Raw genomic sequence first — 17,173 nt, 5'->3', positions numbered from 1 at the left:
AATTAATATTTTAAATAAGTAACTATTAATCAATAACCAAGTCCTTATAAAATTTACATTGCATCCAAAACCCTTTTTGTTTTATCGCACAGATCATCTAAATTTCTATTTTTAAACAAAATTGTTCCCTCTGGCCTATCACATACATCGCTTGCTATCGCAGGACATCCAAAATATAAGGCTTCTGCAATACTAACACCATACCCATCGGCATTCGTAGGTCTTATCATTAGACTAGCCTTTTTAAATATAGGCCAAAGCTCTTTTTGCCCCGTCAGAAAATAAAAATTTTCCTCTAAATTTAACTCTTTTATACGCAGACGCATTTTATCTATATACTCGGTATTAACCTTTTCGTTTGCTAGCGCAAAAATAAACCCTAAATTTGGATAGACATTTTTTAGCTTGGCCGTGAGTTCTATACACATATCAAGTCCGTATAAGTCGGTATTTTTATAAAAAACCAAACTAGACGCATTCGCTACCAATAACTTATCTTTTTTTGATATAAAATCGAAAATTTCTTGCGGATAGGTTTTTAATATGCTTTCTTCATCACACAATATAGGTGGTAAAAAAGCATTTTTTACTATGATTTTATCATTTTGTAGCCCTAAATCAAGTAAGAATTTTACAAGATGAGGACCTACTACCTGTATATATTCTGATTTAAAAATGGCATTTTTTAATAAAAATTTCATTATAAAATTACTATTTTTATAACTATTTTGCAAACCTTCTCCATGAGAAACTATAATATATTTATTTCCTCTAAATATTTTTGAAAAAAGCAATGCAATTCTTTTTACCATTGATGGAGAGTGATAAATAAAAGTTTTATCGCTATTTAAAAAAATTAATTTAATAAAATCGATCCTATTAATATTATTTTCGTTAACAAAGCCTATAGAGCTATCATTATTGGACCTTGATAATCTATATAGATAAACGGATATTCCTCCAAGTGGAGGCGGCATAGGTCCTATATGCAAAATATTGCTATTCATAATTTTTTATCCTATTCTCTATCCATCTAAACTTACCATTTGATGCAAAATCAATCCGGTCTACATGCCTTATATTTATATCTATACTTTGCCCATATATTTTCTTTAAATCCACGACAAGCGTATCTACCTCTTCTTTAAAACGTTTATCTAACAATATATTTTGATCTTTTACCTCAAGAACTAAATCAAATAATTTTAACTCATATTGAATAATTTTAGCAGCATTAATATAAAATAAATGCTTAAACGGAAATGTGACGACTGCGGGCGGAATCAAATCTCCATTTTCATTATAAGTATAATCCTCCTGTCTTCCGATTATATCCTTAATAACTGGATATAGAGCATCGTTTGAGCTACTTAAAACACCTTCAGCTACATCCGACATTTGGTATCTTATAATTGGCATAACCTCATTTATAAAACCTGTTGCAATAATTTTATTTTCATAGTCTGTTTCAAATATACCATATGTCGGTATAAAATGATATAATCTATCGTTATTCCATGCACCTAATGCCACTTTTTCAGACTGGCCATAATGCGAAATTTTCTGACAATGAAAAACTTCATCTATAATACTCATTTGCCAATCGTATAGCACCTCTGATGCTAGCATTATTCCTTTTGGCTGATAGTGTATTTCTGATTCTTTTAATAATTTTGCAAATTTAACTATCGCCGATGGATACCCATGAATAAAATTATATCCTGTTTTTAAAATACGTTTTATAAGAATATCTATATTATGAATATCCATTTTTATAATATTAATTCTTAAAACTCTTTCGTCTGGCAGAAAAATAAAATCTTTATTGCCATCTACAAAACCTCTAAATTCAATTCTGCCATCGCCAGGAACGTAACCAATTCTCTTCCATTGATAGAAAATAGATGCTAATTCTCGTAGTCTAGTTTTGTTATCCTCATATATTTCCAATGTTTTTCCAGTTGTTCCACTCGTATAAGCCTTTTTTAAATGCGCTATAGAAACGTCACTACGCACCATATCTTTAGAGTTATTTCTTATTTCGTCTTTTGTTAATATCGGTATTTTCTTTAAATCAGAGATTTCATTTAACATGGAAGGATGAAAGCCGGCAGAATCATATTTTTCTTTATAGAATGTTGTTTTATAGTATGCGATACCAACAATATGCTTTAATGATTCAAACTGATATTTTTCGATATATTTGATATTTTCTGTTTCGTTATTCAAAAGCAGGTTATAGAAATCGTAAAATTCTCTATTTAACTTTCTAATCCTATATGGTATAATGGCATAAAGCCTTCTTGCAAATGCCTCTAAAATATAGTTTGATTTAATAATTTTTTTTATACTGTCAATCATATCAAAAACGAAATCTCCGTCGTCTGCACCATATCCCAAAGCTCTATCGGCCAGCCTTTTTTGCTTCCTTTTAGAGCCCCAAATAGCGCCTCAAGCTCTTCGAGCTGCCCCTTTTGGCTTACGCTCGTTGAAATTTCTTTCAAGCCCACTCCATATCCTTTTAGGCTTTTGTAATCGTCCAAAACGATGCTCTTGCCGTCGAAGTGAACCTCCATAAACTCCTTGCTTAGCTCCTTGCTACCGTTTGCAAAATACTCGATATTTGCCACCGAACCGTCTTTGTATTTTAAGACGATGGATTTGTTATCCTCGGCGCTATATTTTTCATTACTCGGCGTGATCGCCTGTGAAAATATACTCTCTATCTCGCTGCCCGTTAGCGCCGTCATCAGATCTATTATGTGGCACGCTTCGCCCACCATTCTGCCGCCGTTTTCGTGCACCCAGTGATCCATCGGTATGTAACCTGCGTTCATTCTATATCTAATTATCATAGGATTTATTCTAGCGCTCGTATGCTTTTTTATCTCCTGCGCATAGGCGCTAAATCGCCTGTTAAATCCTACGAATAAAAGGGGCTTGTCGCCTCCCTCAGCGTAAAATTTCTTTATCTTTTCCAGCTCATCTTTATTTGTCGCAAGCGGCTTTTCTACAAATACGTTTTTGCCCGCTTCAAGCGCCTTTAAAGTAAGCTCCGCATGGCTATCGTGCCTTGTGGAGATGATCACCAGATCAACGTTTTTGTCATTTAAAATATCGTCTAAATTTGAAGTAGCGTAGTTCGCTCCGTATTGCTGCGCCACCGCCTTTGCCTTATGTCCGCTTCGGTTCATGATCGCATAAATTTTATACTTGTCCGTAAGCTTTGAGATATTAGGCAGGTGCATCCCTGTGGCAAATCCACCGACGCCTACGAACGCGACATTTATCACGTCCCTGTTTACTGGCGCGGAGCTTATGATGATTTTTTTATCGTGATTTAGATAGCTATCAAGCTCGGCTAAATTTGCCTCGCCGTAGTCGAGCAAAACCATAAGCGGCTTATTCTGCGAAGTCTGTAGCGACTCAAACGCCTCCGTTACCTGCTCGATAGGATATTTTGCGTCTATGAGTTTATCCAGCTTTATCAAATTTTCATTTACCAGCCTTAGATACTCGCTCATATTTCGATTTTCAGTCCATCTGACGTAGCTAAACGGATAATCAAGCCCCCCCTCTTCGTAGCTCTTGTCGTAGCGACCGGGACCATAAGAGGTGGAGATGAGAAAATCGAGCTCCTTTTTATACATATCCTCTCTATTGATCTGCATGCCGGCAACGCCTACGAGCACCACTCTGCCCTTTTTCTTGCACATCTGAAAGCTTTGCGATAGCGGCTCGCTACTGCTCGTAGCGGCGGTAAATAGCACTCCATCGGCGCCGTATCCGCCGCTCCAAGACGAAACGACGTCTAGCAAATTTTCCTTTGAAGGATTGATAGTTAGCTCGGCGCCGTATTCTTTAGCTATCTGCAAGCGCCTATCGTCAAAATCGCTGACCGCAACCCTTACGCCTGAAATTTTAAGCATCTGCACCGCAAGAAGCCCTAAAATCCCAGCTCCCACGACTACGCAGGTCTCGCCCAGCCTTAGATCGATCCGCCTAACGCCTTGCATCGCTATGCCGCCGAGCGTCACGGTGCAAGCCCGCTCAAAGTCCATATCCTGCGGCATTTTCATAACTAAATTTTTAGGCACGTCTACGTATTCTGCGTGATTCGCAAGCCCTGCACCGGCTGCGGCGACGCGCTCACCGATCTCAAAATTTGAAACGCCCTCTCCGACCGCTATGACGACGCCGCTAAGCGAATAGCCGGTCGGATTTCCGCTATCAAGCTTGCCCTTTACCTTCGCATAGACGCTGGCTATGCCGTCGGATTTCACCATATTGATGACTTTTTTTACGTTCTCCGGCTGCTCCAAAGCCCTTCTGATCAGACTCTTACCGCTATTTGATACGCCGCTTATCTCGGTGCCCGCCGATATGCAGCTATTTACTACTTTTATAAGAACGCATCCCTTTGAAACGCTCGGAGCCGGTATCTGCTCCGCTAAAACCTTACCTTTTTTAACTATTGCTTGTATCATTTTACGACCTTTATTTGTTTTAATTTCAATGCCGGCTTTTCTATAAAATTCCAAGAAACGCAAGCTACCGTGAGCGTCGCGGCCACCACTATGAGATATAGCCATAAAGAGCCGCCAAAGCCCAGACTAATTAAAATTTGAACTATCAGCATATGATAAAGATATGTACTATAAGAGAGATCGGTGCTTCTAGCTATCTTTAAATTTGTGTAGGAAAAAGCCATGCTAAAGATCACTAGCGCCAAAAGGAAAATTTGAAATACAGTAGAAATTTCCAAGCCTCTCTTATAATCTCCAAGCCCTCTTCCAAACTCTATAGCCGCAAAACAAAATATCAAATAGAGCGCAATATAATATAAGCCGTAGCCTACGAGATATTTTTTTATATCCAGCCAATAAAGCCTCATGACCATGCCGATGATAAATATCCACAAAAACGGCAAGCATATCAGCTCAAGAAGCTTATTTAAATTTGAAGCGGAGTAAAAATTTTCATCGGCGATTGCTGGAATTATCATTGATGTAAAAAATAGGAAAACTAACAATAAATTTCTTATTATCACCTTTCTAATACACAAAATAAATGGAAGGACGATATAAAACGATAATTCGACGCTAAGTGTCCATAAAACGCCGCTCGGATAAGAGCTAAAAAAGCCGTCATAATTATATAAAGCACCGTTTTTTATACCAATTATAAAGCCCGCTATGCCTGAAGCGGCGGTAATGACATAGAGCACGAAGTATTCCACGTATTTTAATACCGAGATATCATTAAAATTTTTGCCCACGTACATAGCTAACTCAAGTACTAAAATATTTACAAATAGAGCCGGATATATCCTAAGCGCTCTTTTTATAAAATATTCTTTTAAATTGCCGCTATTTAAGTAACTATCGGTAATTAAAAATCCCGAAACCAGGAAAAATAATGGAACGCCGGGAAATAGCCTAAGAAACTTATCCACGTGCCCCCCCCCATAAAAGCGGTATTTTTAGCCATTCCGTCGAGTGCATATATACCACTTGTAAAGCAAAAAGTAATCTAAAAAAATTTAGGTGGTTATCTCTATCTATTACTTTTTGAAAACTCATTTACAAATTCCGCAAAAATCCAAAACTTCTTTTTCTATTTTCAGCCCTTTAAATTCCTTATGTCCTACCAAAAATACGATAATATCCGAAATTTCGATAGCCTTTTTATAATCCACTATCTCAAAATCTTTATGAGCCTTGATATTAGGCTCTACAGCAACCACATCGACGCCGTCTGCGATCAGGCGCTTGGTTATATTTAGTGCAGGCGACTCTCGCAAATCGTCGATGTCGGGCTTAAAAGCAAGCCCCATGCACGCGACTTTAGGCTTTCTGCCGTTTTGCAGCTCAAATTTCAAAGCGGCGTTTTTGATCTTTTCTATACACCACTCAGCTTTGTGATCATTGACCTCTCTTGCGGATTTGATCAACCTCGCTTCGTAGCCGCCCGCATGCACTATAAACCATGGATCGACCGCTATGCAGTGCCCACCTACGCCGCAGCCCGGGCTTAAAATATTAACTCGCGGATGGCGATTTGCTAGCGAGATAAGCTCCCAGACGTTAATGCCGAATTTATCGCACAAAATGCTAAGCTCGTTTGCAAAGGCTATGTTTACGTCGCGGAAAGAATTCTCTGTAAGCTTTGACATCTCTGCAGTTTTCGAGTCAGTCTGTAAAACTTCGCCTTCTACGAATTCTGCGTAAAATTCCGCTATTTTTTTAGTAGCAATTTTTGTAGTTCCGCCCACGATCCTATCATTTTGGGTGAGTTCTTTTAAAATTTTACCGGGCAAAACTCTCTCAGGGCAATGAGCGATATAAATTTTAGAAATATCAACACCGCCATTTTTTAAAATTTCACCTATCTTTTCGGTAGTACCTACCGGCGAAGTGGATTCTAAAACGACCATATTATCGTCTTTTACATATGGTATTATAGATTTTGCCGCACTTATGACATAATCGATATTTGGCACGTATCCGTCTCGAAACGGCGTCGGAACAGCTATGATAAAAACGTCTGCGAAATCAGGCTTAACGTCTGCTTTTAAATTTCCGCTCTGCACTGCTTTTTTAACAAATACGTCAAGTTCTGGCTCGACGATATGAATTTTACCCTCATTGATCGTATCTACGACGCTCTGCACTACATCAACGCCGTGGATTTTATAGCCCCTATTTGCCAAAAGCGCCGCCGTCGGTAGTCCTATATACCCAAGACCTAATATGCAAACTTTTTTCACAATATTCCTTTTAAAAATTCCAGTATTTTTTTACAAGCTTTACCGTCACCATATGGGCTTACACTTTTACTCATTTTATCATATTCGTCTTTTAAATTTAATAATCTTTGCACCTCTTTTATTATATTTTCGCGCTTGGTGCCGATAAGCTTAACGCATCCTGCTCTTATCCCTTCAGGTCTTTCGGTAGTTTCTCTGATAACTAAAACGGGCTTGCAAAGGCTCGGTGCCTCCTCCTGGATGCCGCCACTATCTGTTACTATCATATATGACTTGCTCATAAGATAGACGAAACTATCATACTCTAGCGGATCAATTAAAAATATATTCGAAATGCCCGATAAAATTTCTCCCACAGGCTTTCTTACATTTGGATTTAGATGCACGGGGTAAACGATGTCGATATTTTCATTTTTTAGCGCTATTTCACGTAAGGCCTCACAAATATTAACAAAGCCTTCTCCGAAATTCTCTCGTCTGTGTCCTGTAACGAGAATAAATTTTCTATCACTAAGCTTATATTTGGAATTTATAAAGGATAAAATTTTATTTTTTAGCAGCTCGTTGTTTTCGATTTTATCTATCGTCCACAAAAGCGCGTCTATAACGGTGTTACCACTAACGATTATATTTTTTGAATCTTTGCCTTCTTTTAATAGATTGTCTCTAGCATCGATGGTCGGCGCAAAGTGATATTTGGCTATCAAGCCGGTGATCTGCCTATTTATCTCCTCTGGAAACGGCGAATAGATATCGTGCGTCCTAAGACCCGCTTCGACGTGCGCCACATCGATCTTTTGATAAAATGCGGCTAGCGATACCGCGCTTGTCGTAGTCGTATCGCCGTGGACAAATACGATGTCCGGTTTGTAGCGCTCGAATATCCCGCGCATGCCGAGCAGCACCCCCGACGTGACGTCGTATAGATCCTGAGCCTGCTTCATTAAATTTAGATCAAAATCAGGCTTGATCTCAAAAAATTCAAGCACCTGATCTAGCATCTGTCTGTGCTGCGCCGTGACGCAAACCTTCACTTCAAATTCCGCGTACTTTTGAAATTCCTTTATCAACAAAGCCATCTTAATGGCTTCCGGGCGCGTCCCAAATACTATTAAAATTTTTCTTTTCGTCATAATATTTTCCTAATGTATAATCTAACTTTATTAGATTTACCCAAGATACACTATTTTCTGTGGTATTACATCTAAAAATCTTATAAATTTTGTGCGCAATCCACAAATTAACTATTTATTTTACCGCTAGAATTATAACTTATCCCCCTTAAGTATTTATAAAATCTAAATCATATCACCTCTATTATCGCTATGTGTCAGACCTTTTATCAAAAAATATTTGCAATATATAATTTTATACAAGTCTTTATAGTATCTAGCCAAACATGTGATATATACAATCTATATACGATATGCGTACGCCACTGCTATAAATCAAGATTACACTTTTTACTACTGCTTCGCTGAATTTTATTATATTATGAGATAATTTGTTTAAATTTTACCAATTCCTTGCTACCCATATAAATATCACTAATTCAAAAGACTATAGTTTATTGTTTTTTCTTGATATTTGGTGCTGTTATTACTATACTGTGAGCTTTACGAATCTATACATGGTTATATAATTTGCAAATAAATTTTTTATTTCAATATCTATCTTCTATATTTATATTAGCTCACCTATATTAATCGCCATAATTAAGCAAATCGGTTGCAGTAGAATTATTTTATATAGCTTAATTATTGTATAAACCGTGAAAATCATAAGATAAGAGGATGACTAAAATAAGTAAATTCGTAGTATTTAAATATCTACTAGCAAAAGGTAAATTCTTACGTATAATCATAATCTATTATTTATTTTATAGATATTTATAGTATTAAAATTCGCCGCATTAATCGGTTCAACCCCAAGTTGAGGAAAAACTTCCATTATATGAGCTGCATTGCCACTCAAGGTTACTATATCGGAATTTCTAATTACATCATTAATATCTTGTAAGGCGGCTCCATCTCTAGTGATTCGCATAAGATTCAAATTTTCCCCCTGGAGCCATATATAAAATTTTTCATAACTTTGACCGAAAAATTTACTGTTTTGAATTATTACATCTATTTGAATATTTAAATTTTTATATGCATTATTAAACATCAAACTATTGGGTACTACAAATGATTTTATAAATTTATATCTACTTTGTTTTACCCATTCATTCATAGAGTTATAAAAATCTTCTTGAATAAAATCATCTTTTCTCAAAAGTCTTTTGTTTATATCAAACGCCTTCTTGTAATATTGATATAAAACGATATTCTCGGTTGGCCTGTTTGTAAAATCAATATATTCTTGTTTAATCAGTTTTGTTGGAGTTACATCAAACCATTGTGTTACTAAGTGATATGGTGGAATTTTATCATTTAAAAGATACATTATCGGTAAGTTAAAAAAGTAAAAATCTTTGTCAGATACTGTATTTTTAGGTACATAATCATGAATATAGTCAAAAATATAAGATAATTTCTGATTCATATAAATATTTTTTAAAGGAATATATGAGGTCTCGGATTTAGCCTCGAATACACTACCTTGATAATTTTCAAGCCAATTATATGGTATTAAAAATTTTACGTATATTATGAAAGATACCATTACAAGCATCCAATAGATCAGTAAAATCCTAGCTATTTTGCGCAAATTTTGATTTAATAAAAAGCTGAATGCCAACCCTGCACACAAAAGAATGCTATTCATATTTAAGGCGATAGTAGTGAAAGTATTACTATAAACTATAGCAGCAACACAAAAAGTAATGAAAATGTAAATTTTTGATCCAAAAATACTACTATTTTTATAGAACATAGCAGCAAACATGATATACAAAATCACAGCTATGGAAAAGCTAATATAAGAGATATATTTAATAATATATAATATAACAGTATTATGAAATAAAACAATATAAGTAAGCGCAGTCAGTCCAATAGCTACGATAGTAAATCGAAATAAGATAGTTGTTCTTGCTGCAATTTGTCCTACCAATACATCATATAGATATACAATATTTTTTCCAAAATATGCAAGAATTAATATTATAAAAAATTCCGATACGCTTATTGTTAATATCCGACTAAGCTCTGGTTCAAAAATAAATCTAGTCGCTACAGTCCATAGACTTCCTTTTGAGTCATTATCGGTTATAGATGCGGGATCAAAAGGCATTATAAAATTTACGGATACAAAGAATATAACGGTAAAGAGCAGTAAAAATCCTATTCTTTTAAAATAATCTTTTACGCTACTGGATATAAAAGCATAAGATACAAAAAGACTAGCAAAAAGAACTAATCCCACATTTTGCTTTATGAAAAAAAGTAGGACTAGAAATAAGATTCCAAGTATTTGATATATGGTACCTTTTTTAGAATTTTCATTTTTTATGGATTTTACTAGAAATAGTAGGGTAAAAATTCTATGATGAAGACGTAAGTATGATAATCCTTCGGTATATATGTCTCCATACTAAACCATAAAAAGCTAGCAAAAGTGGCTCCTATAGCACTAGCCGGTTTTGAAAAAAACTCTCTCAAAACCAAATACAATAAAATTACCTGTATCATTGCGGCCACTACACCGATGCAGGCAAAAGCAAAGAAATTTATTCCAAATATTTTTTGATAAAAGGCATTTATATAGACAAATAACGGAGTCCACGCTAGATAAAAATCTTTATTGATCACTTCTCCTCTATTTACTAAATAAGCATAGGTTTCCCACCAGCCTTCTTGGAGTGAGAAGTAATGGTTAAAGATGAAGAGATGTAGTATTAATGTTATGCTCAAGCACAGTATTAATACAAATTTATCTATAACAGAGCTATTCACTACGGTCCCCTTGTTTTTCATATACATTAATAGTATTAAAAAAAGTCGCTTCAGTCGGAGCCACTCCTAGAGTTGGAAATACCCTGCACAGATCAACAATACTACCGTCCATTTGTAATACATCACCATTTTGCAAACGGTCATCTTCTTGCTTTGTCTCATTTTGGTCAGTAGCTATTTTTTTATCACGCCTAATAGCAACCAATGTTATACCGTTTTCCTTTAACCACTCCGTAAATTGTAATCTATCCATACCGAAAAATTTTTCATTTTGCAAAATAATGAGCATATTTTTAAGAATATGGTTTTTTTCTTCTTCAGCAGGTACATTATCGTATGGAACTACAAACGACTTTATAAATTTATATCTTCCTTCCCGTACCCATTGATTCATAGTTTCATGAAAATCAAGTTGTTTAAAAGAGCTTTTAACTTGAAAATTTCGATGCACAGTAAAGAAAAATGTCTGATATTGATACATAACAACGTTCTGCGCAGGAGATTTAATAAATTCATCATATTCCCTAGATATGGCCTTAGATGACGATACGTCTAGCCAATGAGTTACTAAATAATACGGTGGAATTTTATTATTCAATAAGTACATTATGGGAAAATTAAAAAAGTAAAAATCTTTTTGATTTTTAGATTTAACAGCTACATACTTATCGAAATAATCAAAGATTTCCGATATCCTCTCATCCATATAAATACCATCTAACTGAGCGTATGAACTTTTAGAATTGGCGCTAAAGATATCTACCTGAGTATTGAAATTCCAATAATACGGCATTCTTATAGTTGCTAAAAACATAAAAAATATTATTATTAAATGTATATATATAGTAATGTATTTTATTTGTCTTAATCTACTTATATTTATAATAAATGCGCTGGCAAAAGCTATACATATCATATTACCACTCGCCGTAAAAGCATCAGCCAAAGTACCCGAATAAGATATGGCGGCCATGGCTACAATCATAAAGGCATATATCTTTGATGAATTGCCAATTACATCGTTCCTCTTGAAACATATATACAGCAAAAATAGAATAATACCTATTGAAAGAGATATAAAATTCTTTATTTCTATCCCGCTACCGCTCATCTTAATAAACATACAATATATTAAAATTATATGTAATATTACAAGCATTAATATACGAAATTCTCTTGTAGTTTTGGCTATAGCTTTTTCATATAAATTAGTATAAATTTCCGCTATTTTTGATCTTATAACATATAAGATGAGTACAACTATCGATACAATAAGTGAGTTTTTTAGTATCGTTTGATTTAAAGGATATGTGATAAATCTAGTAGCCATAGCGAAAAAGCTGCCTTTGGAATCATTTTCTGTTATAGAAGATAAATTAAAAGGAATGACAAAATTCATAATAGTAAAAAATATAGCAGAGGTAATGAGTAAAAAACCGATTCTTTTTATATAATCTTTAAAACTTGTAGCAACAAAAGCATATGCGACAAACAAACTAGCAAAAAGAACCAAACCCACATTTTGTTTAATGAAAAACAATAAAATACAAAACAAAATTCCAATTATATGATAAATTCTACCCATATTAGAATTGTAATTTTTGATATATTTTATAAAAAATAGCAATGTCAAAAATTCTGTAATATATACGTATGTATGATAATCTTTGGCGATATAGGTGCCGCTATTTATATTTAAAAATGTCGCAAAAAGTGCAGCCACGGCGCTGCTTGTTTTAGAAAAAAATTCTCTTAAAACCAAATACAATAAAATTACCTGTATCATTGCGGCTACCACACCAATGCAGGCAAAAGCAAAGAAATTTATCCCGAATATCTTTTGATAAAAAGCATTTATATAGACAAATAATGGAGTCCATGCCAAATAAAAATCTTTATTTATCACCTCTCCTCTATTTACTAAATAAGCATAGGTTTCCCACCATCCTTCTTGGAGTGAGAAGTAATGGTTAAATATCAGCAAATGTAACGCAAGCGTTATACAAAAACAAAAAGCAACCATTAAATTTTCTAAAATTTTAGTATTAAACATATCTACCTCAAATCATTTAAAATTATTTTCGCGCTCTCGTCGAAAATTTTACCTTTCAAATGTGCTTTACAAAATTCCACGATGAGCCCATGAAATAATGCATACGCGCCATTTTCGTTCTCCAGCTTTCCTGCTTTTGCCGCCGCATCGCAGGGAGAGTTGGCGGAATTTACAAACTCATAGATCCGCTCAAATTCCAGCTCGCCGAGCCACGCGCTAAGCTCGTCGTAGCTTTCAAACTCATAGCCCAAAGCGCCCAGCAGGCGCGCCGAATAGCTGTCCGCGACCATCACCGCACGCTCGCACGCATAGCACAAGATCGCATCGCAGCTCTCCGCGCCGATCCCCTTGCGCGCTAGCAGCCACTCGCGGCTAACGCCCGCTTTGAAGCTCTCAAAATCCCCAAAATCCGCGATTATCGCTTTGCAAAGCAAGCTTAGGCGCCTAGCTTTTTGATTATAAAATCCGCTTACTTTGATGATCTCCGCAAGCTCCGCTTCGTCTAGCCCGGCGATGCTTTCTAAGCTCAAAAGCTCCTTGCTACGCAGGTTTTGCAGTGCCGCATCGGCATTGCGCCACGCCGTATTTTGGATCAAAATCGCCCCTACGACCACCTCAAAGCTTCCAAACGCGGGCCACCAGCGAAAATCCTTGATTTTCACGACGCGAAAAAGCGCGATAAAAAGCTCGGTCGCGCTCATCTCGTACCTCCGAAATTTCTAGCATCGTTTCTAAAATTTCGCGCGGCGACGGCGATTTTTTGCGCGCACTCTAGCACTGCGATAAAATTTACGCTAAATTTAAATTCGCGCGCCGTATTCATCTGCCGCCACCTTTTAAATTTGCAAAAAAATCCTCGCCAAAGCTCAAGAAAAACTGCTTTGCCGCGCGGCCGCTTCGGCTTGCGCGAAGCATCGCAAACTCCCTCGCCTTTGCGTACAGCTCATCTAAATTTGCAGCAAAGCTCAAGCGAAATTCCGCCGCGCTTATACTTTGCGCAGCCGCAAAATAGGCATCTACGATCCCTAAATACTCCCGCATGCTCCCGCCGTAAAAGCTTAGCTGTAGCCCAAAGCGTTCACTCAGGCTGATTCGTTCGTTCGCCGCGTCGCTTAGGTGCAGCTCGCCGCGGCTTATCTGCGCGGCGTCGTTATCGCTCGCGCATTCGCCTACGATGTGGCGGCGGTTGGACGTCGCACACATCAGCACGTTGTGCGGCGCGCGCTCTAGTGAGCCTTCGAGTAGCGGCTTTAGGTGCTTGTAGCCGCTCTCGCCGAGTTCGAAGCTCAAATCGTCGCAAAAGATGATAAATTTAAAGTTCATTTCGCGGATCGCGTCGATTATCTCCACGAGATAGCCCAGATCATCCCTGCCGATCTCGATGATCTTAAGGCCTTGCGAGATAAATTTAGAAAAAACCGCTTTTGCAAGGCTTGATTTGCCGCAGCCGCTCTCGCCCCACAAAAGCGCGTGGTTGGCGCTGCAGCCGCGCAGGAAGGCGTCCGTGTTTTTTATAAGAGCCGATTTTTGACTCTCTAGCCCCACAAGCGCGTCAAGATCGGTAAAATCGATGTCGCGGATGATCTTTAGCGCCTTTTTATTCGCGCGAAAGACGACGACCTGTACCGCGCGCCAATCAATCGCGCTAAAATCGCTGAAATAAATTTGCTCGCCGGCACCGCTCTGCGCGTTTTTTAGGACGGCTTGCGACGCTAAATTTAAACCGCTCGCCGCGTTTAAATTTAACTCTTCGCTCCCGCTTTTGCTCGCGCTTTTTTTGATATTTTCATCGCAGGTTCGCATTTTTTAGCTCCCTTCGCAGATAGATCAAAATTTCATTTATCACGTCGTCATCGTCGCGCGTCTGTGCCTTTAATCGCACCTTATCGCCGTTTGCAAGGGTGATTAAGATATTTTCGTCCATGCTCGAAATCACGCGCAAGCCAAGCTTCGTAGCCAAAACCTTAATCATCATCACGTCGATGAATTGCTTGGTGTAGATATCCGCGCGCCCGAAGCGATCCTCGATCTCGCCAAAAATTTCAAGCACTTCGCTCGCCTCGGCGCACTTACTAAGCCGCCTATAAAGATCCAGGCGCAGGCGATCCTCTCTGATAAATTCCGAGTTCAAAAAGGCGTTTACCGAAATTTTAAGCTCCACGCTTGCAGCGGCACTTTTTCTGCTTAGCAGCTTGCCGACCTCCTCTTCTAGCATCTTTAGATAAAGCGAGTAGCCGATCGCTTCGATATGCCCGCTCTGCGCCTCTCCGAGCAGATTTCCGCCGCCTCGAATTTCAAGATCGTGATACGCTAACACCGAGCCGCTGCCCAAAAATGAGTTGCTCTCAAGCGCTACGAGACGTTTTAGCGCATCCTGCGTAAGAGCGGTTTTATCCTCGATCAACAAGTAGCAAAAGCCCTGTTTATTGCTGCGCCCGACGCGACCGCGCAGCTGATGCAGATCGGCGATACCGAATTTATCAGCGTTTTCGACGATGATCGTATTTACGCGCGGCATGTGGATGCCGCTTTCTACGATGCTAGTACAAAGCAGCAGATCGTATCCGCCCGCTACAAATTTTAAAATTTCATCCTCCGTCGTCTTGGCGTCGATCTTGGAGTGCAAAATTAGAATTTTAAGGCTCGGCAAAATTTCAAGCAGCTTCTTTTTGGCGCTTTGCATCGTCGCGATGTGGTTGTGGACGTAAAAAATCTGCCCGCCGCGTCGCAGCTCTCGCGAGATCGCCTCTTTTATGATCTTTTCGTCCCACTGCTTGACGAAGGTGCGCACATCCAGGCGGTCCTGCGGCGGACTAAGCAGCGTGGAGTAGCTTTTAATCGAGCTTAACGCCATATTCAGGCTGCGCGGTATCGGAGTGGCAGACATACTAAGCAGGTGTGAGGCGGCGCTTTTCTCTTTGAGCCGCTCCTTTTGCTTAACGCCGAATTTGTGCTCCTCATCGATGATTATGAGCCCTAAATTTGCGGGGTTTAAATTTAAAAGCGAGTGCGTGCCGACCACGACGATCGCCTCGCCGCTTTGCAAGCGCTTTAAAATTTCACTCTTTTGCCTCGCGCTACTGAAGCGATCGAGCTTGAAAACGGGAATTTCAAACTCCCTAAAGCGCTCGCTAAGCGTGGCGTAATGCTGCGAGCTAAGTAGCGTCGTAGGCACAAAAAACAGCACCGAATGCCCACTTCGGATGCAGGCAAAGATCGCATTCATCGCAACCTCAGTCTTTCCAAAACCCACGTCGCCGCTAAGTAGGCGGTCCATTACCTTGCCGCTTTGCAGATCCGCCAAAATCGCGCTTACCGCCTTTTGCTGATCGCTCGTGTAACTAAATCCGCTCGCGCTTAAAAATTTCGCATAGTCCGCACTTTCGTTTTTGATGACGAGCCCCCGCACCAGCTCGCGCTTGGCCGCCAGCGCGATGATCTTTGAAGCGATCGTAAAGAGCTTTTCGCGCACTCGCTCTTTGATTTTTGAAAAGCTCGCCCTGCCCAGATGATCCAAGCTCACCGCGCCGCCGCTTGCGACGTAGCGATCGATCTTATTTAGATACTCTACCGGCAGCAGCAGTTTGTCACCGCCCTCGTAGAGCAGGGATACAAACTCCTTGCTGCGCCCCATCACCTCGATAAGCTCAAGCCCGTTAAATTTAGCGATACCGTGATCTTCGTGCACGACAAAATCGCCCACGTTTAGCTCATCCAGAGCTAGGCTCGATCTTCGCACGCGCTTTTTAGGCGCCGCTTTGTTTAGCGAAAGGATGATCCGCTCGGCGCTTATTAAATTTACGACGAAATCCTCGCGTAAAATTTCGATATTGCTAAATCCGCTAAGATCAAACGGCGCGAGCAGTGCGTCGTTTCGCGCGATCAGCGTGATAGCCTCGCTGCGGTGGAATTCAAAAAATTCCTGCGACGGCGTCACGGCGAGGTCTTTAAATTTACGCGCCGCGGGCAATACCTCGATCGCGTCTAAAAAATCCAAATTGCGCTCGGAAAAAATTTCATCCTTTTTGATCTCGTGCAGCAAGACGCAATCAAACGCCTCTGTGTAATCTACGAAGCCCTCGATGAACCAAAACCCAAGCGAGCCCAGATCGCGGGCTAACGCGTCGCTGTCCGCGCGCGATATCTTTTCGCTCACGCTCTCAAACTCGTCCTCGCTTAAATTTGCCAAAAACGGCGCTATCTCGGCTTGCGCAAGCTCATCTTTTTCGCTTTTTTGCGTAGCGACGTCAAAGCGCCTGATGCTCTCGACCGTCTCGCCGTCGAGTAGAATTCTAACCGCGCTTTCGCTCCCTACCGAAAAAATATCGATAATCTCGCCACGGAAGCTAACCTCGCCCATGCTTTCGACGATGTCGCGCACGTCGTATCCCAGGCGCAAAATTTCCTCTTTCAGCTCGCTTAAGTTTAACTCGCTTCCAAATTTTATATTTA

13 protein-coding genes are annotated in these 17,173 nt (G+C 39.0%); all 13 read right to left on the bottom strand.

What is annotated here, in order from left to right:
• Nucleotides 1–53: 53 nt before the first annotated feature.
• Nucleotides 54–1,007 (bottom strand): glycosyltransferase, encoded by a 954-nt coding sequence (locus Q0238_RS06810; protein WP_297944271.1) that lies wholly within the window; start codon nt 1,005–1,007, stop codon nt 54–56.
• The gene (locus Q0238_RS06805; protein ID WP_297944268.1) at nt 1,000–2,361 is read right to left on the bottom strand and encodes a hypothetical protein; all 1,362 of its coding nucleotides are present in this window, start codon (nt 2,359–2,361) and stop codon (nt 1,000–1,002) included. The genes Q0238_RS06810 and Q0238_RS06805 overlap by 8 nt, the downstream gene beginning before the upstream one ends.
• Nucleotides 2,358–4,487, bottom strand: a complete 2,130-nt coding sequence (locus Q0238_RS06800) for a bi-domain-containing oxidoreductase (protein WP_297944266.1) — start codon at nt 4,485–4,487, stop codon at nt 2,358–2,360. The genes Q0238_RS06805 and Q0238_RS06800 overlap by 4 nt, the downstream gene beginning before the upstream one ends.
• The gene (locus Q0238_RS06795; protein ID WP_297944263.1) at nt 4,484–5,455 is read right to left on the bottom strand and encodes an acyltransferase; all 972 of its coding nucleotides are present in this window, start codon (nt 5,453–5,455) and stop codon (nt 4,484–4,486) included. The genes Q0238_RS06800 and Q0238_RS06795 overlap by 4 nt, the downstream gene beginning before the upstream one ends.
• A 123-nt stretch (nt 5,456–5,578) precedes the next feature.
• Nucleotides 5,579–6,772 (bottom strand): UDP-N-acetyl-D-mannosamine dehydrogenase, encoded by a 1,194-nt coding sequence (gene wecC, locus Q0238_RS06790; RefSeq protein WP_297944337.1) that lies wholly within the window; start codon nt 6,770–6,772, stop codon nt 5,579–5,581.
• Nucleotides 6,766–7,902, bottom strand: a complete 1,137-nt coding sequence (wecB, locus tag Q0238_RS06785) for a UDP-N-acetylglucosamine 2-epimerase (non-hydrolyzing) (protein WP_297944260.1) — start codon at nt 7,900–7,902, stop codon at nt 6,766–6,768. The genes wecC and wecB overlap by 7 nt, the downstream gene beginning before the upstream one ends.
• 727 nt (nt 7,903–8,629) lie before the next feature.
• On the bottom strand, nt 8,630–10,138 hold the full coding sequence (locus Q0238_RS06780) for a hypothetical protein (RefSeq protein WP_297944257.1): 1,509 nt from the start codon (nt 10,136–10,138) through the stop codon (nt 8,630–8,632).
• A gap of 95 nt (nt 10,139–10,233) precedes the next feature.
• A complete protein-coding gene (locus tag Q0238_RS06775) occupies nt 10,234–10,668 on the bottom strand; it encodes a hypothetical protein (protein WP_297944254.1) in 435 nt (144 codons plus the stop codon).
• Nucleotides 10,661–12,721, bottom strand: a complete 2,061-nt coding sequence (locus Q0238_RS06770; protein ID WP_297944253.1) for a glycosyltransferase family 39 protein — start codon at nt 12,719–12,721, stop codon at nt 10,661–10,663. The genes Q0238_RS06775 and Q0238_RS06770 overlap by 8 nt, the downstream gene beginning before the upstream one ends.
• 2 nt (nt 12,722–12,723) lie before the next feature.
• On the bottom strand, nt 12,724–13,422 hold the full coding sequence (locus Q0238_RS06765) for a 3-methyladenine DNA glycosylase (RefSeq protein ID WP_297944251.1): 699 nt from the start codon (nt 13,420–13,422) through the stop codon (nt 12,724–12,726).
• Nucleotides 13,419–13,544 carry a hypothetical protein gene (locus Q0238_RS06760; protein ID WP_297944249.1) on the bottom strand — a complete coding sequence of 42 codons (126 nt, stop codon included), beginning with the start codon at nt 13,542–13,544 and terminating at the stop codon, nt 13,419–13,421. The genes Q0238_RS06765 and Q0238_RS06760 overlap by 4 nt, the downstream gene beginning before the upstream one ends.
• Nucleotides 13,541–14,524: an ATP-binding protein gene (locus Q0238_RS06755; RefSeq protein ID WP_297944247.1), complete on the bottom strand. Its 984-nt coding sequence runs from the start codon at nt 14,522–14,524 to the stop codon at nt 13,541–13,543. Before Q0238_RS06755 ends, Q0238_RS06760 begins: the two co-directional genes overlap by 4 nt.
• On the bottom strand, nt 14,508–17,173 hold a 2,666-nt coding region (locus Q0238_RS06750), incomplete at its 5' end, for a DEAD/DEAH box helicase (RefSeq protein ID WP_297944244.1). The genes Q0238_RS06755 and Q0238_RS06750, both read right to left, overlap by 17 nt.

The organism is uncultured Campylobacter sp. (assembly GCF_938045775.1).
GTDB lineage: Bacteria > Campylobacterota > Campylobacteria > Campylobacterales > Campylobacteraceae > Campylobacter_B.
The sequence above is the reverse complement of the archived record's forward strand: the minus strand, read 5'-3'. Positions and strand labels throughout refer to the sequence as shown.

Bases quoted from the DNA above. Each gene is read 5' to 3' on its own strand.
- Q0238_RS06765 (WP_297944251.1), bottom strand. From the start codon at position 13,422: ATGAGCGCGACCGAGCTTTTTATCGCGCTTTTTCGCGTCGTGAAAATC.
- Q0238_RS06810 (WP_297944271.1), bottom strand. From the start codon at position 1,007: ATGAATAGCAATATTTTGCATATAGGACCTATGCCGCCTCCACTTGGA.
- Q0238_RS06770 (WP_297944253.1), bottom strand. From the start codon at position 12,721: ATGTTTAATACTAAAATTTTAGAAAATTTAATGGTTGCTTTTTGTTTT.
- Q0238_RS06755 (WP_297944247.1), bottom strand. From the start codon at position 14,524: ATGCGAACCTGCGATGAAAATATCAAAAAAAGCGCGAGCAAAAGCGGG.
- Q0238_RS06760 (WP_297944249.1), bottom strand. From the start codon at position 13,544: ATGAATACGGCGCGCGAATTTAAATTTAGCGTAAATTTTATCGCAGTG.
- Q0238_RS06800 (WP_297944266.1), bottom strand. From the start codon at position 4,487: ATGATACAAGCAATAGTTAAAAAAGGTAAGGTTTTAGCGGAGCAGATA.
- Q0238_RS06805 (WP_297944268.1), bottom strand. From the start codon at position 2,361: ATGATTGACAGTATAAAAAAAATTATTAAATCAAACTATATTTTAGAG.
- wecB (WP_297944260.1), bottom strand. From the start codon at position 7,902: ATGACGAAAAGAAAAATTTTAATAGTATTTGGGACGCGCCCGGAAGCC.